We start from the raw sequence: 20,409 nt of genomic DNA on the forward strand, positions 1-20,409 counted from the left end.
TGAGGCGTCGAGCAGGCGAGAGGGAGACCATGGCGGGCAATCTCACCACCGCGGAATTGGATGCCGCGATCGACTCGGGCGAGATCGACACCGTCGTCGTCGCCTTCCCGGACGCGCAGGGGCGGCTGGTCGGAAAGCGCGTCGCCGCGCGATTCTGGCGCGACGAGGTGCTTCCGCACGGAGCCGAGGCGTGCAACTACCTCCTCTCGGTCGACGTCGACATGAACACCGTCGACGGCTACGCGATGTCGAGCTGGGAGAAGGGCTACGGCGACATGCTGCTCGTGCCCGACCTCGACACGCTGCGCCGCGTCCCGTGGCAGGAGGGGACGGCGCTCGTCATGGCCGACCTTGCGTGGGAGGACCGCGCGCCGGTGGTGCAGTCGCCGCGTGGCATCCTGAACGCCCAACGCGCCCGGCTCGCGGAGCGCGGGCTCACCCCGTACGTCGGGACGGAGCTGGAGTTCATCGTCTTCGACGACTCCTTCCGGGATGCCTGGGCCAAGGGCTACACCGGGCTCACGGCCTCGACCGACTACAACGTCGACTACAACCTCCTCGCCACCACGCGGCTCGAGCCGCTGCTGCGCGACATCCGCCGCGGCATGGACGGCGCGGGGATGTACTGCGAGGGCGTCAAGGGCGAGTGCAACGACGGTCAGCAGGAGATCGCGTTCCGCTACGCCGAAGCGCTCGAGACGGCCGACAACCACACGATCTACAAGAACGGTGCGAAGGAGATCGCCGACCGGCACGGCAAGTCGCTGACCTTCATGGCCAAGTTCGACCAGCGCGAGGGGAACAGCTGCCACATCCACCTGTCGGTGCGCGGCGAGAACGGCGAGGCCGTCATGGCCGGCGACGGGGAGCACGGCTTCAGCCCTCTCATGGAGCACTGGATCGCCGGCATCCTGGCCACCCTCCGCGAATTCACGCTGCTCTACGCCCCCACCATCAACTCGTACAAGCGGTACGCCAAGGGCTCGTTCGCGCCCACGGGCGTCGCGTGGGGCATCGACAACCGCACCTGCGCACTCCGCGTCGTCGGCCACGGCGGATCGCTGCGCGTCGAGAACCGCGTGCCGGGTGGCGACGTGAACCCGTACCTCGCCATCTCGGCGATCATCGCGGGCGGCCTGCACGGCATCGAGAACGAGCTGCCGCTGCCCGCGCCGCTCACCGGCAACGCGTACGCCGCCGGCGTCGACACGCTGCCGACGACGCTCCGCGAAGCCGCGACGCTGTTCTCGGAGTCGACCGTGGCGCGCGCCGCCTTCGGCGACGACGTCGTCGAGCACTACCTGAACCAGGCGCGCATCGAGGTGGAAGCCTTCGACGCCGCCGTGACCGACTGGGAGCGCGTGCGTGGTTTCGAGCGTCTCTGATCCGGCCCGGACCCCCGTGGTGGGTCTCACGACCTACCTCGAACGCGCCACGCAGGGCGTGTGGGACGTGCGCGCGTCGTTCCTGCCGCAGCAGTACTTCGACGCCGTGACCGCCTCGGGGGCCACTGCCGTGCTGCTGCCGCCGCAGCCCCGACCCGAGCAGGCCGCCGCCGCGGTGCTCGACGGCCTCGACGGGCTGATCCTCACCGGCGGCCTCGATGTGCAGCCCGAGCTGTACGGCGCCGAGCGCCACCCGCTCACCGACCCGCCGCGCGCCGACCGCGACGCGTGGGAGCTCGCGCTCCTCGCCGGGGCGCGGGAGCGTGGCATCCCGGTCTTCGGCATCTGCCGCGGACTGCAGCTCATCAACGTCGCCCTCGGCGGCACGTTGCACCAGCACCTGCCCGAGGCCCTCCGCACCGAGCGCTACAAGATCGGGGGAGGCGTCTTCGCCGAGAACGTCGTCGAAGTGGATGCCGGAACCCGGCTGGCCGGTCTCGTCGGGGCCGGAGCGCTCACCGTCCACAGCTACCACCACCAGGGCATCGACCGGGTCGGGGAGGGCTTGCGGGTCACCGCGCGGACCGACGACGGGCTCGTGCAGGCTATCGAGACCCCGGGCGACGACTACCTCGTGGCCGTGCAGTGGCACCCCGAGGAGAACGCCGAGGACCGGCGTCTGTTCCTCGGGCTCGTCGCCGCGGCCGCGCGGTACCGGGCCGATCGTTCCACGCACCAGGAAGTTCCCGCATGAGCACCTTCACCGTCACCGACCCCTCGACCGGCACGCCGATCACGACGCTCGATCGCGCCGAGGTCGCCGAGGTGGATGCCGCCGTCGCCGACGCCGTCCGCGCGCAGCGCGCGTGGGCCGCGCTCCCGCCCGTCGCCCGCGCCGACGCGCTGCGGTCGTTCGCGCGGGTCGTCGAGGCGCACGTCGAGGAGCTCGCGGCGCTTGAGGTGCGCAACTCGGGGCACCCGATCGGCTCGGCTCGGTGGGAGGCGCAGCACGTCGCGCAGGTGCTCAACTACTACGCCGGATCGCCGGAACGCCTGATCGGGCAGCAGATCCCCGTCGCCGGCGGCCTCGACGTGACGTATCACGAGCCCTACGGCGTCGTCGGGATCATCGTGCCGTGGAACTTCCCCATGACGATCGCCGCGTGGGGCTTCGCCCCCGCGCTTGCCGCGGGCAACGCCGTCGTGCTGAAGCCCGCCGAGCTGACGCCGCTCACCGCCGTGCGGCTCGGTGAGCTGGCGCTGGAGGCCGGGCTGCCGGAGGGGTTGTTCCGGGTGATCGTCGGTTCGGGTGCGGTCGTGGGCCAGCGCTTCGTCTCGCATCCCGACGTGCACAAGGTCGTCTTCACCGGGTCGACCGAGGTCGGCACCGAGGTGGCCGCCGGGTGCGCGCGGCTGCTCAAGCCCGTCACACTCGAACTCGGCGGCAAGAGCGCCAACATCGTCTTCGCGGATGCCGACCTCGAGAAGGCCGCGGCCGGGGTCCCGGGCTCCGTCTTCGACAACGCCGGCCAGGACTGCTGCGCGCGCAGCCGACTCCTCGTCGAGCGCAGCGTCTACGACCGGTTCCTCGAGCTGCTAGAACCCGCCGTCGCCGCGTGGCGCGTCGGCGACCCGTATGACGAGGACACCCAGATGGGGCCGCTGATCTCGGCATCCCATCGCTCGACCGTCGCGGGCTTCCTCGAGGGGGCGGACGTCGCCTTCCGCGGCTCGGCACCGGAGGGCGACGGATTCTGGTTCGCGCCCGCGGTCGTGCTCGCGCAGCCCGGTGACCGCATCGCGCGCGAGGAGGTGTTCGGTCCGGTGCTCGCCGTGCTCCCGTTCGAGGACGAAGCGGATGCCATCCGCCTGGCGAACGACACCGCGTACGGCCTCGCGGGCTCGATCTGGACCGAGAACCTCGGTCGTGGCATCCGGGTCTCGCGCGGGGTGCGCAGCGGCGTGCTGTCGGTGAACTCGCACTCGTCGGTGCGGTACGCCACGCCCTTCGGCGGCATGAAGGCCTCGGGCCTCGGCCGGGAGCTGGGACCGGATGCCGCCGAGCACTTCACCGAGACGAAGAACGTCTTCTACGCCACCGAGTGACCCCCTCTTCCACCCCATCCCCACGCGTAAGGAACCACAGCACATGACCATCGACCTCACCCAGCGGCTGCGCGACCGCGTCGCCATCGTCACCGGCGGCGCGTCGGGCATCGGCCTCGCCACCGCGCGCCGCTTCGCCGCGGAGGGCGCGCGCGTCGTGATCGCCGACCTCGACGAGACCACCGGCACGGCGGCGGCCGCCGAGGTCGACGGCGTCTTCCGTCAGGTCAACGTCGCGGACGAGGCATCCGTCGACGCCCTCTTCGACGGCGTCGCGACGGAGCTCGGCAGCGTCGACATAGCGTTCAACAACGCCGGCATCTCGCCCGCCGACGACGACTCGATCGAGACGACCGAGCTACCCGCGTGGGACCGCGTGCAGGACGTGAACCTCAAGAGCGTGTACCTCTGCTCGCGCGCGGCGCTGCGGCACATGGTCCCCGCGGGACGCGGGTCGATCATCAACACCGCGTCGTTCGTCGCACTGCTCGGGTCGGCGACCTCGCAGATCTCGTACACCGCGTCCAAGGGCGGCGTGCTCGCGATGACCCGCGAGCTCGGCGTGCAGTTCGCGCGGCAGGGAATCCGCGTGAACGCGCTGTGCCCCGGACCGGTGAACACACCGCTCCTGCAGGAACTTTTCGCGAAGGACCCCGAGCGCGCGCAGCGCCGGCTCGTGCACGTGCCGATGGGCCGGTTCGCGGAACCTGAGGAGATGGCCGCGGCCGTGGCGTTCCTGGCATCCGACGATGCGTCCTTCATCACCGCCACCGCCTTCGTCGTGGACGGCGGTATCACCAACGCCTACGTGACGCCCCTGTGACCTGGGGCATGACAGGCTGACGGCATGAGCGCCGCGCCCCTCGACGACCTGCGGCGGGCCGTGTACCGGCCCGTCCGCAGCGGCAATGCGCTCGAGGACACCACGGCGCGCATCGTCCAGACCGTGCGACTCGGGCTCGTCGCGCCGGGGGAGTCGCTGCCCGCGGAGCGCGAGCTCGCCGCGCTGTACGGCGTCAGCCGCGACACGGTGCGCGAGGCGATCCGGGAGCTCTCGGATGCCGGCTGGCTCGAGACCCGCCGCGGTCGCTACGGCGGCACGTTCGTGGTGGACCCCGTCCCGCGGCCCGCGGGTCCGGCGGAGGTCTCGGCCGCCGAGCTCGACGACGTCATCGCGTTGCGCGGCGTGCTCGAGCCCGGGGCCGCGTGGGCCGCGGCGGGCCGCACTCTCGCGCCCGAGGAACGCGACGTGCTGTGGGCTCGGCACGAAGCAGCCGCGGTCGCGGGGAGCGACGACTACCGCCGGCTCGACACGCTCCTGCACTTGACGATCGCGGAACTGGCCGGCATCCCCTCGCTCGTTCCGCTCGTCGCCGACAACCGGGCGCGCGTCAACGCATGGCTCGACACGTTCCCCCTGCTGCCGCGCAACATCGACCACTCGACGGCGCAGCACGCCGCGATCGTGTCGGCGATCCTCGCCGGGAGACCGGATGCCGCCCACGCGGCGATGCGCGACCACCTCGGCGGCAGTGAGGCGCTGCTGCGCGGGTTCCTGGCGTAGAGCGCGGGGGCTGGGTCGGCGGCAGCGGGGTGCTGTTGCGCCTGCGCCTGCGCCGACTCCTGGCGGAAGCGCGGGGCCGGGTCGGGCGGCAGCGATGCGCTGCTGCGCCGTTCGTGGGTTGCGGCGGGAGCTCTCGCGGTGACGGCGGGAGGGGATGTGGCGGAGGGAGGATGCCCGCGGGGGTTTTGGTCCTCCGCTCCCGGACTCTCCTCCCGTGGTCACGCGTGCCGGGTTCAGACGGCAGCGGGGCGGTAGCTCGCTCGGTGACGAGGGGAGGAGATGGGGCGGAGGGAGGGCGCCCGCGGGGGTTTTGGTCCTCCGCTCGCGGAATCTCCTCCGCCTGGCAGGGGGCTGGGCTTCGCGGCTTCGGCGGTCGGGGCTGCCGCGGTGACGGCGGGAGGAGATGCGGCGGAGGGAGGGCGCCCGCGGGGGTTTTGGTCCTCCGCTCGCCGTATGTCCTCCGCTGGGCACGCGGGCGCGGGGGCACGCGGGCACGGCGCGCGGCTGATGGGCGCTGACGCGACGCGGCCGGGGCGTCGCGGATAGGCTCGGAGGATGGCCGGTGGCAAGAAGCGCAAGGGGAAGAAGCCCGACGTGGAGTTCAAGAACACCGCCCTGACCGACGCCCTGCAGACCCAGGACATGGCCGCGATCGCGTTCGCGCTGCGACACGGGCCCACGGTCGTGCCGCTCATGCGCGCGGGCGATGCCGACAACCCGCTCGATGTCGGCGAGGTGTGGACCTACCGCGACCCGAACACCGGGCAGATCGCGCTGCTGCTGTTCAGCGACGCCGCGCACAAGCCCGAGACGCTCCCGCCGCACGTTGCGCTGCAGTCGCCGCAGTGGCTGCGAGCGTTCCTCGACCGCCACCGCGACGAGATCACGACGGTGTTCATCGACATCGCGGGTCCGCACCCGATTCAGGCCAGCCCCGCCGACCTGCTCGCCGCCCTCGACGCCTGACCTTCCCGAGCGACGGGGCATCGGGCGGCACAACTCCTGCCGTTCCGGCTTCCGGACGGCGGCTTCCGCGGGCCCGACCCGATCTGCAGGAGTTGTGCGCCCCACGGCTGCGCCGGAGAGATGGATGCCGGGAACCGAGCGCCGCGTCCCCGTGACACTCTGCGGGTGAAGTACCTGGGTCGCGCGGGTGAGGAGCCCGTGTAAGACTCGAGGCATGGAGTACCTGATCGCCGGCGCCGTGTGCGCCGCCGGACTCGTGATCCCCGCAGTTCTCGGATTCACGTCGCCGCACCGCCGCCGCCGTTCCGCCCCGCCCGGGCGCTGATCGGGCGCATCGGCCGGCTTCAGACTCAGAACTCGGGCGCGACCTCGTCGCGTGGCATCCCGCGCACCTTCAGCTCGTTCAGTGCTTGCGCGAGCTTGCGCGACGACGAGTCGAGCACCGTGTGATACCCGAGCCGCGCGGCCTCGGACGCGCGCTGCGCCGCCTGCGTGACGTTGCGGATCTCGCCGGTCAGCGTCAACTCGCCGATCGCCGCGAGGCGTTTCGAGACCTTGCGGTTCTGCACCGCGTTGGCCACGGCGATCGCGATCGCGAGGTCGGCCGCCGGCTCGACCAGGCGCACCCCGCCGACCGTCGAGACGTACACGTCTTTGTCGGAGAGGGAGACGCCCATCCGGCTCTCGAGCACGGCGAGCACCATCGCCACGCGCGACGAGTCGACGCCGTTCACGATGCGCCGCGGGTTGGGGGCGGTCTGCTTGACGGCCAGTGCCTGGATCTCGACGGGGAGCGCGCGCCGGCCCTCCATCGCGATCGTGACGCACGTGCCGGGCTCGGGATCGCCGTGGCCGAGGAACAGCGCGCTCGGGTCGCTGACCTCGGCGATGCCGCTGCCGGTCATGTCGAAGCAGCCGACCTCGTCGGTCGGGCCGAAGCGGTTCTTGAGCGCGCGGACGAACCGCAGCGACGTCTGCCGGTCGCCCTCGAAGTGGCAGACGACGTCGACCAGGTGCTCGAGCACGCGCGGTCCCGCGATCGTGCCGTCCTTGGTCACGTGGCCCACGATCACGACGGGGAGCCCGCGTTCCTTCGCGATGCGGATGAGCGTGGATGCCACCTCCCGCACCTGTGCGGGCTGACCGGCCGCCCCGTCGCTGAGCGCGGACGACACGGTCTGCACCGAGTCGACGATGAGCAGCTCGGGCTCGACCTGGTCGATGTGGCCGAGGATCGTGGCCAGGTCGGTCTCGGACGCGAGGAACAGCTCGTCGTGCAGCGCGCCGGTGCGCTCCGCGCGGAGCCGGACCTGCGCCGCGGACTCCTCGCCGCTCGCGTACAGCACGCGGCGGCCGGCGCGAGCGCTCTGCGCCGCGACCTCGAGCAGCAGCGTGGACTTGCCGACGCCGGGTTCACCGCTCAGCAGGATGGCGGCGCCGGGCACGATCCCGCCGCCGAGCACCCGGTCGAACTCGCCGACGCCGCTCGTGCGCCGCGGGGCGTCCTGCGTGTCGATCTCGGTGATGCGCCGGGCCGCGCGCGCCGCGCCGGGGGCGACCGGAGTGACGGACCGCGTGATGCCCATCTGCTCCGCGGCCTCGACGACCGTGCCCCACGACTGGCACTCGCCGCACCGGCCGACCCACTTCAGCGTCGTCCACCCGCACTCGGTGCACCGGTAGGGAGCGGCGGTGGGAGAGGGACGACGGGATGCCATGCGCCCAGGCTACGCGGACCCTCCGACATCGCCCGCGCGCCGTGTGAATGGCATCCGCCCGGCTCAGTCGCGCAGCGAATCCGCCACGGTCGTCAGGGCGTCGGCCGAGCGCCGCAGCAGCGTCAGCTCGCGGTCGGAGAACGGCGTCCCGGCGAGGGGCACGGCCCCGGCGGAGCTCACGACCGACGGCACCGACAGCGCCATGCCGGAGATCCCGTGGAAGTCCTCCAGCACGGTGCTCACCGGCAGGATCGCGTGCTCGTCGCGCAGGATCGCCTCGACGATGCGCGCGCTCGACAGACCGATCGCGTAGTTCGTCGCGCCCTTGCCGCGGATGACCTTGTACGCCGCATCGCGGACGTCGACGGCGATGGCATCCAATTCGGCTTCGTCGAAACGGGTGCCGTCGGGGAGGTCGTACTCGGTGATCCGGACCGTGCCGATCGTCGCCGTCGACCACAGCGGGAACTCGGTGTCGCCGTGCTCACCGACGATCCACGCGTGCACGCTCGAGGTCGCGACCCCGGCGCGCTGCGCGATCTTCCAGCGCAGGCGCGAGGTGTCGAGGACGGTGCCGGAGGCGAAGATGCGCTGCGTGGGCAGGCCCGTGGCCTGCTGCGCGAGCACCGTGAGCACGTCGCACGGGTTGGTGACGATGACGTAGATCGCGTTCGGCGCGACCTCGAGCAGCTCGGGCATCATGCGCTGGATGATCCCGGCGTTCGTCGCGGCCAGCTCGGTGCGCGTCTGGCCGGGATTCTGCTTCGCCCCGGCCGTGATCACCACGACGTGCGACCCCTCGGCGACCGACACGTCGCTGCCGCCGGTGATGTCGCTCGACCCGGTGAACTGCGTGCCGTGGGCCAGGTCGAGCACCTCGGCTTCGACCTTCGCCTCGGCGATGTCGTAGAGGGCGACGTGCCGCGCCGACCCGCGGATCAGGGAGGCGTACGCGACGCTGGCCCCCACGCTCCCCGCGCCGACGACGGTCAGTTTGGAGTTCTCGATCACGCTCATGGCTCGATCCTGGCACCGGTGTGGGACCGGTGCCAGGGCAGTTTCTCGACGGTGGAGAAGTGGATGCCGAGCCCTCGGCGCCGCGCGGATTCGCGGCATCCCGCCGAGTGTCGTAAGCTGGCCGGCGGTGACGTGTCCGAGCGGCCGAAGGTGCAACTCTCGAAAAGTTGTGTAGGGTAACCCCCTACCGTGGGTTCAAATCCCACCGTCACCGCCATTTTCGCCAGATCAGCCCCGCTTTCGAGCGGGGCTGATCTGCGTCATGGCGCCTCGCCGTCGGCTGACGACGTCCCGCGCTCGAGCGACTGCCGGTACTGCCGCCGGAAGGATCCCCGGATGCCGAGTGCGCCCTGCCGCCGTGAGGACCGGCCGCGGACGCCGAGCCATCTCCGGGGGACGGGGATGTCTCCGAAGCTTGCGGCCTTGTAGAGGATGTAGCCCACCCACCAGATGAGGATGCCGCCGAGCAGCCACGGCCCAATGCCGGACAGGAAGGGCACATGGACCATGTCGTGGCCGAGCAGCGCGGTGGGCTGGTAGCTGGCGCGGGCCATGCCGAAGTCGTCGGTCCACCCGTCCAAGTCGACGTCGTGGAGGACGATGGTGCGGTCGTCGCTGACCCACGTCCCGTACGGCCGACAGCCCCGCAGACCTGTCTCTTCGCAGCCCGTCTGAGTGAAGGTGCCCCAGATCCGCGGTTGTCCCGCGTCGATCACGCTGACCAAGAGGAGTGCGGCGAAGGCGATCGTCATGATGCCGCCGAACACATAGAACGCGATCTGGCCGAAGCGTCGCACCCAGGCGCCCCAGCGCTCGCGCCGCGCGATCCAGCGGTCGTACTCCGCGTGCGGAGATGGCGCAGGGGAGTCCACGAGCCCGACTCTAGTGGGAGCCGCGACGCCTACCCCCGCAGCGCCTCCGCCGCGATCTCCACGAGCCGGTGCGACCGCTCCTCCTCGTGCGCGGTGATCGTCACGGCAGCGTCGAGGTCGTTCGCGACGTACACGTACTGGCCGTAGAGCCCGTCGAGGCGCCACCCGTCCCCGGGACCCGCCCACGTCGCCAGGCCGTAGCGCGCGAAGTCGCCCTCGCCGCCGGTGTCGACGACGGTGGAGTGCATGGCATCCACCCACCCCGCGCTCACGATCCGCTCGCCGTGCCACCGGCCTCCGTCGCGCAGCACGCGGGCGATCCGGGCGAGTTCCTCGGTGCGGAGCTCGAGGCCGCTGCCGGCGATGATCCAGCCCTGCGGGCAGCGGTGCCACTGCGGGTTGTCGATGCCGAGCGGGTCGAAGAGGCGGGGGAGGAGCCAGTCGCGCACGTCGCCGACGGCAGCGCCGAGCATCCGCATGGCCACGTAGGTACTGGCATCCGAGTACTGGAAAACCGTGCCGGGGCTGCGAGTCGGGCGGCGGAGCATCTCCTGCGCGAGGTCGGGCCACGGTGCCGGCTCGCGTCCGAACCACGTGAAGTCGATGCCGCTCGTCATCGTGAGGAAGTGCCGGAGCGTGACCGCGTCGACGCCCGCACCGAGCTGCATGTCGGGCAGCATCTCGCCGACGCTCTTCTCGAGTGTCAGGATGCCCTCGTCCGCGGCGATCCCCGCGGCCAGCGCGCTGACCCCCTTCGACACCGAGTAGATGTTGACGCGGTCGTCGCTACGCCACCGGTGTTCGGCGACGTCGTCACCCAGGAGGACATGGATGCCATAGGCGCCGAGCGACTCTTCGTCGATCGCCGCCACGATGCGTTCGAGCACGGTGGACGCGGATGCCACGGGCAGACCTTCTTTCGCGGGCGGGTGTTCCGTTCAGGATCGCAGGTCCGCGGGCCGGGTGGCGGACCCGCGCTTCCGCCGCTCCCTCACGGTTCGAGGAGCTCCAGGTCCTCCAAGAGCCGCGCGTGCGTGGGCTCCCAACCCAGTGCCGCTCGCGTGTGCGCCGCCGACGACGGCTGATCCGCGGCGAACACCGGTCCGATCGGCCCGAATACCTCGATGGGTGCCTGCTGAACGGGCAGTCCGAGACGTCGCCCGATCACCTCGGCGATCGAGCGGACGGTGTCGCCCTCGTCCTGGACAGCGTGCCAGGCGGTGCCGGGCTCGGCGTTCTCGAGGACGAGTCGGAACAGGGCGGCGGCATCGAGCGCGTGCACCGCGGGCCAGCGCTGCTCGCCCGTTCCGGGGTAGGCGACCGCTCCACGCTGGCGGGCGATGTTCGTGAGCAGCCCGGCGAAGCCGCCCTGGCCGTCCTTGTGGACGGTCCGCGGCAGGCGGACCGCCGCCGTGCGGATCCCGCGCGACGCGGCGGCGAGCGCGCGGTTCACCGTGACGGCACGCCCGCCGACGGGGCCGACGGTGGGCAGCGGATCGGTCTCGACGGACGGGCGTCCCTGGGCGCTCGGGGTGCCGGACACGACGACGAACGGCCGATCGCTGCCCGCGAGGGCATCGACGATCGTGTCGATGGCCGCGGTCTCCTCGGCGATGTTCTGGACGAGGGCCTCCGGCGACGAGAAGTCGTTGCCGAACGCGAGGTGGATGACGCCGTCCGCGTCCGAGGAGGCGGTGCGGATGGCATCCAGGTCGGTGAGGTCGCCGCGGACGACGGTGGCCCCGAGCGACTCCGCGGTGGCCGCGGACGCGTCGGATCGGGCCAGTGCGACGACGGAGTGGCCGCCGGAGATCAGTTCAGGCATGACGGCGGAGCCGATGAGACCGGTGCCACCGGTGATGAAGACCTGCATGGAAACCTCCGGGGAGTGATGGGATAAGTGTCCCATCACTCTATGACGGGACCTTTGTCCCGTCAACTATGATGAGGGCATGGGACGTTGGGCACCAGGGGCGCGGGAACGGTTGGTGCTCGCCGCCGTCGACCTTTTCCACGACCAGGGGTACGACGACACCACGGTCGCGCAGATCGCCGAACGCGCGGGTGTGACGAAGAGCACGTTCTTCCGTCATTTCACCGACAAGCGCGAACTGCTCGTCGCCGGGCAGGCGGCGTTGAGTGCCCTGCTCGCGGAAGGGATTGCGGCGGCGCCGGCGGAGGCGTCCGTACTGGATGCCGTCGCGTCCGGGCTTCGCCGCGCCGCCACCGCCTGCGGTGAACTCAGCCGCGAGATCGCGCCGCGGATCCAGGCGGTCGTGAGCGCCAGCGCGGAGCTGCGCGAGCGCAATGCCCAGAAGTCCGTCGGACTGTCGGCGGCGATGCAGGAGGCGCTCGTCGCCCGGGGAGTCGAGCCCGTCGTCGCGCGGCTCGCCGCCGAACTGGGCGTCCTCGCCCACCACAAGGCCTTCGAGCGCTGGGCGGCCGAGCCGGACGCGACGACGGAGGCGATGGCGGAATACTCGGTCGAGGCCCTCGACGAACTGCGTGCCGCGGTGACCGCGCTCGCCTGATCCGGCGTCACCGCGCAGGATCCGCTCTGGCGCTGGACGGGAGGAGATCCGGGGAGCGGAGGATGCCACGGCCCGAGGTCGTCCTCCCGTCGCCGAATCTCCTCCGCTCCGCCGGTGCCGGCGCCGGACGCCCGCGCGGGATCAGACCAGCACGCGCGCCGGGGGCACGACGCAGATCGTGCGGTTCAGCGAGCCGACCAGGTCCAGCCCGATCGATCCGATGAAGCCGCCCACGACGACTCCCCGCCCGTGCGTGCCGATGACGACCATGCTGCTGCGGTCGGCCGCGCGCGAGAGTGCGGAGGTGGGGTTGTCGCGCACGAGTTCTGTCACGACGCCGAGACCGGGGTACTCGCGGCGGACCTCGGCGACGGCGGCATCCAGAATCCGCTCGTGCTCCGCGGCGACGCGCTGGGTGCTCGGCAGAGCGGACGCGTGACCGCGCAGCACCGAACTGCCCATGAGCCACGAGTGCAGGATGCGGAGCGGAACGTCGGCGGCTGCGGCGGCGCGGGCGGCGAAGAGGAGCGCGGACGCGGACGACGCGTCCTCGTCGAGGCCGACCGTCACCGGATCATCGGATGCCATCCACCCCGCGGGGACGAGCACGGTCGGTGCACCGCTGCGCGCGGCGGCGCGGAGAGGCAGCCATCCGCTCAGTGCCGACCGCATCCGGAACCCCGTCTCGATGCCGAGGACGAGGAGCGCGGCACCGCGTGCAGCCTCCGTGAGGGTCGTGGGCATGAGCCCGTCCAGCCGCACGACGTTGGCCGGCAGGCCCGGAACGAGGTCGCGCCAGTGGCGGGAGGCGGCATCCAGGATTCGGTCCGCTGCGACCCGATCGGACAGGAACATGTTCGTGACCAGGACGATGTCGAGCTCGAAGCTCTCGGCGCGAGCCCTCTCGGCCGTCCATTCCAGTGCCGCCTCCGACGCGGGACTGCCGTCGAATCCCAGAACGACCCGCTCCATGGCGCTCTCCTTTCGAACGCCCCGAGAGTAGGCGGCGAGCGGGCGGGCGCGGCGGGCCGAAAGTCCCGCGGCGTCAGAGGTCGGGGTGCCCCAGCCGGAAGACCGCGGCCTGCGTGCGGGAGTCCACGCCGAGCTTCATGAGCACCGACGATACGTAGTTCTTCACGGTCTTCTCGGCGAGGCCGAGGCGCTCGCCGATCTGCCGGTTCGTCAGTCCGTCGGCGATGAGGCTGAGCACCTGCCGTTCGCGCAGCCCGAGCGATCCCCAGCGCGGATCCTCGTCGCCGGCGCCGTCGCGCAGGCTCGATGCGGCCTTCGCCGCCGCGGCGGTGTTCAGCAGCGAGCGCCCGGTGCTGACGGCGCGGATGTCCTCGAGCAGTCGCATCGCGCCGATGTTCTTCAGGAGGTACCCGGATGCGCCCGCGAGCACGGCTGCGTAGGTCGCGGCGTCGTCGTCGTACGCGGTGAGGATCAGGCACGCGACGTGCGGCATGGACGAGCGGATGCGGCGGCACAGGTCGATGCCGCTGCCGTCGGGGAGGCGCACGTCGAGCACCGCCACGTCGGGTCGGGCGGCCTCGATCCGCGCCAGCGCCTGTCGGACGGTGCCGGCTTCGCCGACGACCTCGAAGCCGTCGGCGCCGTCGATGAGGTCGGACAGCCCGCGTCGCACGATCTCATGGTCGTCGACGAGGAACACACGGATCATCGGGGGTCCTTCCGGGAATCGCCGAGGGAGACGCGCCACTCGGCGCGCGTGCCGCTCGCGCCGGTGTCGACGGTGAGGGAACCGCCGCGGGCCTCGGCCCGCGCGGCGAGGTTGGCGAGGCCGCTGCGCCGGGTGTCGCGGATGCCGGCTCCGTCGTCGGTGACCACGACCGTCACGCGGTCGCCGTCCACGCCCACGTCGAGCGAGATGCTGTCCGCGTCGGCGTGCCGCACGCTGTTGGTCAGCAGTTCGCGGGCCACCCCGACGATGTCGTCGGCCAGGGAACCGCTGAGGGCCGTGTCGACCGGACCGGAGAACCGCAGCGCCGGAGGCCGCGGCAGGGCGCCCGAGACCTCCGCCACGACGTCGATGAGCCGATGGCGGAGCGAACTCCCGTCCCGCGCCGACAGGGCGAAGATCACCGTGCGGATCTGGGTGATCGCGTCATCCAGCTGCCCGATGACCTCGTCGACCCGCGTCCGGTCGTGCGTCTCGGCGAGCGTCGCGGCCATCGACTGGAGCGTCAGCCCTGCCCCGAAGATCTGCTGGATGACGTGATCGTGCAGGTCGCGCGCGATGCGGGCCCGCTCCTCGGTGAGCATCGCCTTCTGCTGCTCGCGGCGCGCGTGGGTCAGCTCGAGTGCGATCGCCGCCTGCGACGCGAGGTCGCTGAGCACCTCCCGCTCGACCTCGGTGAACTCGCGCTCGCCGGGGGGACGCGCGACGGTCACGACGCCCCACGTCCGTCGCCGAGTCCGCAGGGGAGCGGCGACCGCGGGTCCGGTCTCGTCCTCCGCCGTCAACACGGCCGGGTCGGCGGGGCCGGTCGGTCGGGCGGCGGTGGGCACCCGGATGCCGCCCCGGTCGAGGGCCGCGCCCGCGAGGCCGCTGCCCGCGATGACCGTCATGCCGAGGATGTCGAGCTCGCCGGTGCCGCGCGCGGCCGCGACCCGGAGCGCGTCCGGGACGTCGGTCGGCACGAGCACCGTGACCCGGCAGCTCGCGGAGAGGTCGAGCACACGCCCGGCGACGAGGTCGAACACCTCGTCGGGCGGGGTCGAGAGGATCGCCGCGGACAGCTCGGCCGTCGCCGCCATCCACGCGGCGCGGGTCCGGGCCTCGTCGAAGAGCCGCGCGTTCTGAATGGCGAACCCGGCGGTGGATGCCAGACCCCGGACGAGTTCTTCGTCTTCGGCGGAGAAGGAGCCGCGGCGCGCGTTCGTCAGGTAGAGGTTGCCGAACACCTCGCCGTGGACCGAGATGGGAGCGCCGAGGAACGAGTCCATGCGCGGGTGGTGCGCCGGGAAGCCGGCCGCCCGCGGGTCCGACTGCAGGTGCGACAGCCGGATCACGCGCGGGTCGGAGATGAGCGCGCCCAGGATGCCACGCCCCCGGGGCAGGCGTCCGATCTCTGTCGCATTCTCCGGCGTGATCCCGACGTGGATGAACTGGTCCAGCGACGCCCGATCGGCGGCGAGCACGCCGAGCGCCCCGAACTCGGCATCCACCAGCTCGACGGCCGCCTCGACGACGCGACGCAGGACGACGGGCAGCTCGATCTCGCCGACCACCGTCTCGACGGCGTGGAGGAGACCCCGCAGGCGATCCTGCGACGACGATGCGCCGTCCGTCCCCGAGGGAGCGGTGCCGGCGATCGGTCCTCGACCTTCCGTCGCCATCGGACGCCCCCTCTCCCCGTCTTCCCAATCTACGACCGTGCGCGCGAATCCCACCAGGACGGGGGACCTTCGACCCGCCGCAGGCGGGCGGGGCGCGGTGGACTGGGGTGGGAGGTTCCCATGGACCACGCACCGAGGAAGACCGCGTCCGTCACCGAGGTCGGCACGGCGGAGTGCTAGCGCCTCATCGAGACGCAGCGGCTCGGTCGGCTCGCGCTCGTCGACGCCGCGGGCGAACCCGTCATCTACCCGGTGAACTTCGCCGTCGCGGACGGCATCCTCTATATCCGCAGCGCGCACGACGCGAAGCTGCGCCTGCTCACGTCGCACCCGACCGTCGCGTTCGAGATCGACGGCGAGGAGGCCGGCGAGCGATGGAGCGTCGTCGTGCGCGGAGAGGCGGCGCACGTCGACCTGGATGCCGAGCTCCGCCGCAGTCGAGAGACCGGGCTGCGGTCGATGAGTCCGACGCCGAAGCCGCACGTCATCCGCATCGCGCCGCGCAGCGTCACGGGGCGCCGATTCCGCGAGCGTGAGGAGCGCGACCCGCTTCCCTCGCTGATCTTCCGGGCGCGCGCCGAGACGCTGCCGCCCGCGGCGCAGCCCCCGCACCCCATCGCGAGCCTCGCGCCGCGCGCGGACGTGTGAGATTCCGCTGACGCCGTGACCGGCACGGGTCGTGCCGGTCTACTCGATCGGGGGGTCGGGGCGACAGATCTCGGCCAGGCGATCCTCCAGGAACGCCTGCTCCGCGGCGTTCGCGGTGAGCTCTCGCGCGCGCCGGTAGGACCGGGCCGCCGCGGTGGCGTCACCGAGACGCTGCAGGAGATGGGCCCGGGTGCTGTGCAGATAGGGGTAGTCGGCGAGCCGGCGGTCGGCGGCCAGCTCGTCGAGGAGCGGCAGGGCGGCGGCGGGACCATCGGCGAACGCCACGGCGACGGCTCGGTTGAGGGCGACGACGGGGGTGTTCCAGACCGCCAGCAGCAGGTCGTAGAGGTGCACGATGCGTGGCCAGTCGGTCAGCTCGGGGGAGGGGGCCACCGCGTGCACGCCGGCAATCGCCGCCTGCAGGGTGAAACGGCCCGGCGGGCCGGATGCCAGCGCTCCCGCCGTCACGGTGAGTCCCTCCAGGATCGCGCGCTGGTTCCACCGCGTCCGGTCCTGGTCGGCGAGGAGAAGGAGTCGACCTCGCTCGTCGGTCCGAGCGGCCCGCCGCGCGTCGGTGAGGAGCAGGAGGCCCAGGAGGCCGCGGACTTCCACCTGTTCAGGGAGCAGCGCGGCCAGCGTGCGGGCGAGGTGCACTGCCCGGTCGCAGAGGTCCTCGCGGACGAGCGCATCCCCTTCCCCGGCCGTATGCCCGGTGCTGAAGAGCAGGTGCACGGCGGTGAGCACGCTGTCCAGCCGCTCGGGGAGCTCTGCGCGGCCCGGCACTCGGTAGGGGATTCGCGCCGCGGTGATCTTCTTCTTGGCCCGGGTGATTCGCGCGGCCATCGTCGACTCGGACACCAGAAAAGCCCGGGCGACGTCGGAGGTGGGAACACCGCAGACCAAGCGGAGGGTCAGGGCGACGCGGACCTCGGGCGCCAGGGCCGGGTGGCAGCAGGTGAAGATCAGCCGGAGCCGGTCGTCCGGCACCGCCGCATCGGACTCCTCCTCGCCGGCATCGTGCGGGTCGGTGCCGACCGGCTCCACGAGAAGCGGGAGCTTTCGCCGGAGGGAGACCTCGCGGCGCAGCCGGTCGAGCGCCTGATTCCGCGCCGCGATCGTGAGCCAGGCGCCTGGTCGCGCCGGAATGCCGTCGCGCGTCCAGGCCTGCAGTGCGCGTACATAGGCCTCTTGGGCGCATTCCTGCGCGAGGTCCAGATCGCCCGCAACGCGCACGGTGGCAGACAGGACGAAGGTCCACTCGGAGCGGTGCGCCTCCGCCAGCGCGGCAACGACCGCGTCCGCCTGCTCGGCGGACGCGGTCGGTTCGTCGCCCCCGGTGATCAGAACGGATTCGTCGTCGGGTCCACCACGGGACGCACCTCGACGCCCCCACCGGGGGCCGGGCACAGTTTGCCGATCTCGATGGCGTGGTCGAGGTCACGCGCCTCGACCACGTAGAAGCCACCGAAGGCCTCCTTCGTCTCGACGAACGGGCCGTCCGTCAGCGCACCGCCCGTCGTGATCTTCGTGGCCGTCGTGGGGGACGCGAGCGCCGCGCCGCCCTCGATCGAGCCGCCGAGTTCAGTGACCTGCCGCGTGAACGTGTCGTGGGCGTCGATCACCGCGCCCCACGCTTCGGGCGACATGTTCGTGTAGAAATTGGGGTCTTCATAGATGAGGATCGCGTACTTGGCCATGGGATGCCTCCTGCACTCGGTCGCGGGCCGGCCTGTCCGGCTCCGTCATCACTGACGACGAACAGCCTGCCGCCGGATCGACAATCCGGCCAGATCTTTTCGACGACGGTCCGCCGGCGGCCTCGATCCGGTCGGCGTTCCGCCGCCCGATGCGGACCGGTGTGGCCTCACCGGACCACGACGGTGACCGTCGGCAGGTGCGACAGCACCGCGTGGCTGGTCGAGCCGAGGAGGAACCGCGCGACGGCGCCGCGGCCGTGGCTCCCCACGACGAGCAGCCGCGCCGAGTGGGCCGTGCGGGTGAGCACCTGCGCGGGGTACCCGGACTCGACGAGGGTCGTCACCGCGAGGTCGGGGTAGTCCTGGCGGAGCCCCGCGAGCGAGATGGCCAGATCTTCCGTGGTGATGTCCTGCATGCGGTCGATGTAGTCCTGGGGGTACTCGTCCAGTTCGAACGGCACCGGGACCGGGGACCACGTCATCACCGCGGTCAGACCCTCGCCCGTGCGGTCGGCCTCGGCCGCGGCGAAGGCGATCGCCCTCTCCGAGGCCTCCGACCCGTCGACGCCGACGACCACACCCGCGCGCTCGCGCGTCACGATCTCGGGTACGACGACGACCGGGCAGCCGGCCGCGGCGGTGATCCGCACGCCGCGGACACCGCGGAGCGCCGAGCGGTCTTTCGCGAAGTCGCTGCCGATGACGAGCAGATCGACCCGCTGCGAGACGTCGACCAGCCGCGCCACCGGGTCTCCGCGTTCGATCACGGTCTCGGCATCCACCCCGGCCGCCCGGGCCTTCTCGGCCGCGTATTCGAGGATCTGCTTCGCACGGTGTGCGGCGTGCGCGATGAGGGTGTCTTCGGCTCCGATGCCCCACGCGGTGCCCACCACCGACACCAGGAGGAGTCGCTCCCGCCGCGCGACCGCGCGCTCGATCGCCCACTGCAGGGCGTTCTGCGCCGCCGAGGCGTCGGTGACTCCGACCGCGATCGTTCCGTTCATGATCGTTCCTCCGCTCGTGCCGTTCGAGCCGCCCACCTTCGGGACCGGCTCGTTCTCGATCCTCTCGCCCGCCGGGTGAAGCCCGCGGGACCTTCGGCCCACCGCGACGAGAGGCACGGGCGAAGACTCGACGCAGGCAAACGATCCAAGGAGAGATCATGCGCGCAGCAGTCGTCGAACAGTTCGGTTCGCCCGCCACGGTGGAGGAGCGGGCGATTCCCCAACCCGGGCCGGGGCAGGTCCTGGTCCGCCTGGAGACCTGCGGCCTCTGCCACACCGACATCCACGCGATGAACGGTGACTGGCCCGTCAAGCCGCCCCTCCCGCTGGTCCCCGGGCACGAGGGGGTTGGCATCATCGAAGAACTCGGTACCGGCGTCACCACCCGCACCGTCGGGCAGCGCGTCGCGATGCCGTGGCTCGGCCACGCGTGCGGCGAGTGTCGCTATTGCGTCGACGGGCGCGAGAACCTCTGCGATCAGCAGTACAACAACGGCTACGGCGTCGACGGCGCCTACGCCGAGTACATGCTCGCCGACGCCCGGTTCGCGGTTCCGGTGCCCGACGGGGTCACCCCGCTCGACGCCGCCCCGCTCACGTGCGCCGGCGTCACCACGTACGCGGCGGTGAAGAACGCCCACGTCACGCCGGGCGAGACCGTCGCCGTGTTCGGTATCGGCGGCCTCGGCCACCTGGCCGTGCAGTACGCGCGGCTCGTGGGCGCCAAGGTCATCGCGGTCGACGTGACGGACGAGAAGCTCCAGCTCGCGACCGAGCTCGGCGCCGACGTCGTCGTCAACGCCCGCACCACCGACGTGGTCGAAGCGATCCGCCAGCAGGGCGGGGCCGACGCGGCGATCGTCCTCGCGGTCGCGCCCTCGGTGTTCCGGCAGGCGTTCGATTCCCTGAACCGCGGCGGCCGGCTCGTGCTGGTGTCGCTGCCCGCGGACGGGGAGCTGACGATCCCGGTGTTCGACACGGTGCTCAAGGGCATCAGCGTCATCGGCTCGATCGTCGGCACGCGCCAGGACCTCGTCGAAGTGTTCGCGCTCCACGCCCTCGGTCGCACGCGGGTCATCACCCAGACCCGCGACCTCGCGGACGTGAACCGCTCGGTGGAGGAGGTGCTCGCGGGTTCGGTGCCGGCGCGTCTGGTCTTCGCGTACCACACGGCCGACCTGGTGCCCGTCACGGAGGCAGTGGAGACCGCTTCCTAGCGCGGTCTCTTTCGGGCCTGCCTCCCACGCCGGCCGGCCCCGCGCGGGGCGGGGTCGGCCGGCTTCCGGCATTCGGCGCGGGGAGGGGGCGGAGTCGTACCGTGCCTGGGCGGGCTCCTCCGTCATCCCATACGAGCGCTGCGCCTGGACGCGCATAAGGGGGGCTGTTCCATTGGACCGGGCAGCTGGGGCGAGGTCGCGTGGTCGCGGGCGCTCGCGGCGTCCTGAGCGAGGTCTCGCCCGGGCTTGCGAACGGGCGCGTTCGTGTTTCTGCGGAACTTCACCCGCATCGATTCTCGGCGGGGAAACACCTGACGAGTAGGT

20 protein-coding genes and 1 tRNA gene are annotated in these 20,409 nt (G+C 71.9%); 10 read left to right on the forward strand and 11 right to left on the reverse strand.

Annotation, left to right across the window (positions count from 1 at the left end; all coding sequences use genetic code 11):
- The first annotated feature begins 29 nt into the window (after positions 1-29).
- The 6 genes from AVW09_RS15865 (at position 30) to AVW09_RS15890 (ending at position 6,021) form a co-directional block, all read left to right on the forward strand.
- Positions 30-1,385 carry a glutamine synthetase family protein gene (locus AVW09_RS15865; protein ID WP_063258964.1) on the forward strand — a complete coding sequence of 452 codons (1,356 nt, stop codon included), beginning with the start codon at positions 30-32 and terminating at the stop codon, positions 1,383-1,385.
- Positions 1,366-2,139 (forward strand): gamma-glutamyl-gamma-aminobutyrate hydrolase family protein, encoded by a 774-nt coding sequence (locus AVW09_RS15870; RefSeq protein ID WP_063258965.1) that lies wholly within the window; start codon positions 1,366-1,368, stop codon positions 2,137-2,139. Before AVW09_RS15865 ends, AVW09_RS15870 begins: the two co-directional genes overlap by 20 nt.
- Positions 2,136-3,491 (forward strand): aldehyde dehydrogenase family protein, encoded by a 1,356-nt coding sequence (locus AVW09_RS15875; protein WP_063258966.1) that lies wholly within the window; start codon positions 2,136-2,138, stop codon positions 3,489-3,491. The genes AVW09_RS15870 and AVW09_RS15875 overlap by 4 nt, the downstream gene beginning before the upstream one ends.
- A 43-nt stretch (positions 3,492-3,534) precedes the next feature.
- Positions 3,535-4,314, forward strand: coding sequence for a 3-oxoacyl-ACP reductase (locus AVW09_RS15880; RefSeq protein ID WP_063258967.1), 780 nt, complete (start codon positions 3,535-3,537; stop codon positions 4,312-4,314).
- A gap of 24 nt (positions 4,315-4,338) precedes the next feature.
- Complete coding sequence (locus AVW09_RS15885; RefSeq protein ID WP_063258968.1) at positions 4,339-5,055, forward strand: FadR/GntR family transcriptional regulator; 717 nt, start codon at positions 4,339-4,341, stop codon at positions 5,053-5,055.
- Between the two features lie 555 nt (positions 5,056-5,610).
- On the forward strand, positions 5,611-6,021 hold the full coding sequence (locus AVW09_RS15890; protein ID WP_063258969.1) for a hypothetical protein: 411 nt from the start codon (positions 5,611-5,613) through the stop codon (positions 6,019-6,021).
- A gap of 350 nt (positions 6,022-6,371) precedes the next feature.
- Here the strand turns inward: AVW09_RS15890 and radA are convergent, their stop codons facing one another.
- Positions 6,372-7,739 (reverse strand): DNA repair protein RadA, encoded by a 1,368-nt coding sequence (gene radA, locus AVW09_RS15895; RefSeq protein ID WP_063258970.1) that lies wholly within the window; start codon positions 7,737-7,739, stop codon positions 6,372-6,374.
- 63 nt (positions 7,740-7,802) lie between these two features.
- On the reverse strand, positions 7,803-8,756 hold the full coding sequence (locus tag AVW09_RS15900; RefSeq protein WP_063258971.1) for an L-lactate dehydrogenase: 954 nt from the start codon (positions 8,754-8,756) through the stop codon (positions 7,803-7,805).
- Positions 8,757-8,882: 126 nt separating this feature from the next.
- On the opposite strand from AVW09_RS15900, the gene AVW09_RS15905 reads away from it, so the two are divergent.
- Positions 8,883-8,973: transfer RNA gene (locus AVW09_RS15905), tRNA-Ser, on the forward strand.
- Between the two features lie 43 nt (positions 8,974-9,016).
- Here AVW09_RS15905 and AVW09_RS15910 read toward each other — a convergent pair.
- The 3 genes from AVW09_RS15910 to AVW09_RS15920 all read right to left on the reverse strand — a co-directional run bounded on the left by AVW09_RS15910 (position 9,017) and on the right by AVW09_RS15920 (position 11,501).
- On the reverse strand, positions 9,017-9,628 hold the full coding sequence (locus tag AVW09_RS15910; RefSeq protein ID WP_156496140.1) for a hypothetical protein: 612 nt from the start codon (positions 9,626-9,628) through the stop codon (positions 9,017-9,019).
- A 29-nt stretch (positions 9,629-9,657) separates the two neighbouring features.
- Positions 9,658-10,533, reverse strand: a complete 876-nt coding sequence (locus AVW09_RS15915) for a serine hydrolase domain-containing protein (RefSeq protein ID WP_063258973.1) — start codon at positions 10,531-10,533, stop codon at positions 9,658-9,660.
- An 86-nt stretch (positions 10,534-10,619) separates the two neighbouring features.
- Complete coding sequence (locus AVW09_RS15920) at positions 10,620-11,501, reverse strand: SDR family oxidoreductase (protein WP_063258974.1); 882 nt, start codon at positions 11,499-11,501, stop codon at positions 10,620-10,622.
- A gap of 79 nt (positions 11,502-11,580) precedes the next feature.
- Here AVW09_RS15920 and AVW09_RS15925 point away from each other — a divergent pair, with 79 nt between their 5' ends.
- The gene (locus AVW09_RS15925; protein WP_063258975.1) at positions 11,581-12,159 is read left to right on the forward strand and encodes a TetR/AcrR family transcriptional regulator; all 579 of its coding nucleotides are present in this window, start codon (positions 11,581-11,583) and stop codon (positions 12,157-12,159) included.
- A 141-nt stretch (positions 12,160-12,300) separates the two neighbouring features.
- Here AVW09_RS15925 and AVW09_RS15930 read toward each other — a convergent pair whose 3' ends face one another.
- The 3 genes from AVW09_RS15930 to AVW09_RS15940 all read right to left on the reverse strand — a co-directional run bounded on the left by AVW09_RS15930 (position 12,301) and on the right by AVW09_RS15940 (position 15,519).
- On the reverse strand, positions 12,301-13,131 hold the full coding sequence (locus AVW09_RS15930; RefSeq protein WP_063258976.1) for a universal stress protein: 831 nt from the start codon (positions 13,129-13,131) through the stop codon (positions 12,301-12,303).
- Between the two features lie 73 nt (positions 13,132-13,204).
- Entirely contained in the window at positions 13,205-13,840 is a 636-nt protein-coding gene (locus tag AVW09_RS15935; protein ID WP_063258977.1) for a response regulator, read from the reverse strand.
- On the reverse strand, positions 13,837-15,519 hold the full coding sequence (locus AVW09_RS15940; protein ID WP_063258978.1) for a sensor histidine kinase: 1,683 nt from the start codon (positions 15,517-15,519) through the stop codon (positions 13,837-13,839). The genes AVW09_RS15935 and AVW09_RS15940 overlap by 4 nt, the downstream gene beginning before the upstream one ends.
- A 186-nt stretch (positions 15,520-15,705) precedes the next feature.
- Between AVW09_RS15940 and AVW09_RS15945 the strand changes: the two genes are divergently transcribed.
- Entirely contained in the window at positions 15,706-16,167 is a 462-nt protein-coding gene (locus AVW09_RS15945) for a pyridoxamine 5'-phosphate oxidase family protein (protein WP_082823034.1), read from the forward strand.
- 39 nt (positions 16,168-16,206) lie between these two features.
- On the opposite strand, the gene AVW09_RS15950 is transcribed toward AVW09_RS15945, so the two are convergent.
- From AVW09_RS15950 to AVW09_RS15960, 3 genes are all read right to left on the reverse strand, one after another.
- Positions 16,207-17,574, reverse strand: coding sequence for an RNA polymerase sigma factor (locus AVW09_RS15950; RefSeq protein ID WP_082823035.1), 1,368 nt, complete (start codon positions 17,572-17,574; stop codon positions 16,207-16,209).
- A complete protein-coding gene (locus tag AVW09_RS15955; protein ID WP_063258980.1) occupies positions 17,508-17,864 on the reverse strand; it encodes a YciI family protein in 357 nt (118 codons plus the stop codon). The genes AVW09_RS15950 and AVW09_RS15955 overlap by 67 nt, the downstream gene beginning before the upstream one ends.
- 167 nt (positions 17,865-18,031) lie before the next feature.
- The gene (locus tag AVW09_RS15960) at positions 18,032-18,868 is read right to left on the reverse strand and encodes a universal stress protein (RefSeq protein WP_063258981.1); all 837 of its coding nucleotides are present in this window, start codon (positions 18,866-18,868) and stop codon (positions 18,032-18,034) included.
- Between the two features lie 158 nt (positions 18,869-19,026).
- Here AVW09_RS15960 and adhP point away from each other — a divergent pair, with 158 nt between their 5' ends.
- Positions 19,027-20,085 carry an alcohol dehydrogenase AdhP gene (adhP, locus tag AVW09_RS15965; RefSeq protein WP_063258982.1) on the forward strand — a complete coding sequence of 353 codons (1,059 nt, stop codon included), beginning with the start codon at positions 19,027-19,029 and terminating at the stop codon, positions 20,083-20,085.
- Positions 20,086-20,409: the final 324 nt, after the last annotated feature.

The organism is Microbacterium sp. T32, from assembly GCF_001619615.1.
Classification (GTDB): domain Bacteria; phylum Actinomycetota; class Actinomycetes; order Actinomycetales; family Microbacteriaceae; genus Microbacterium.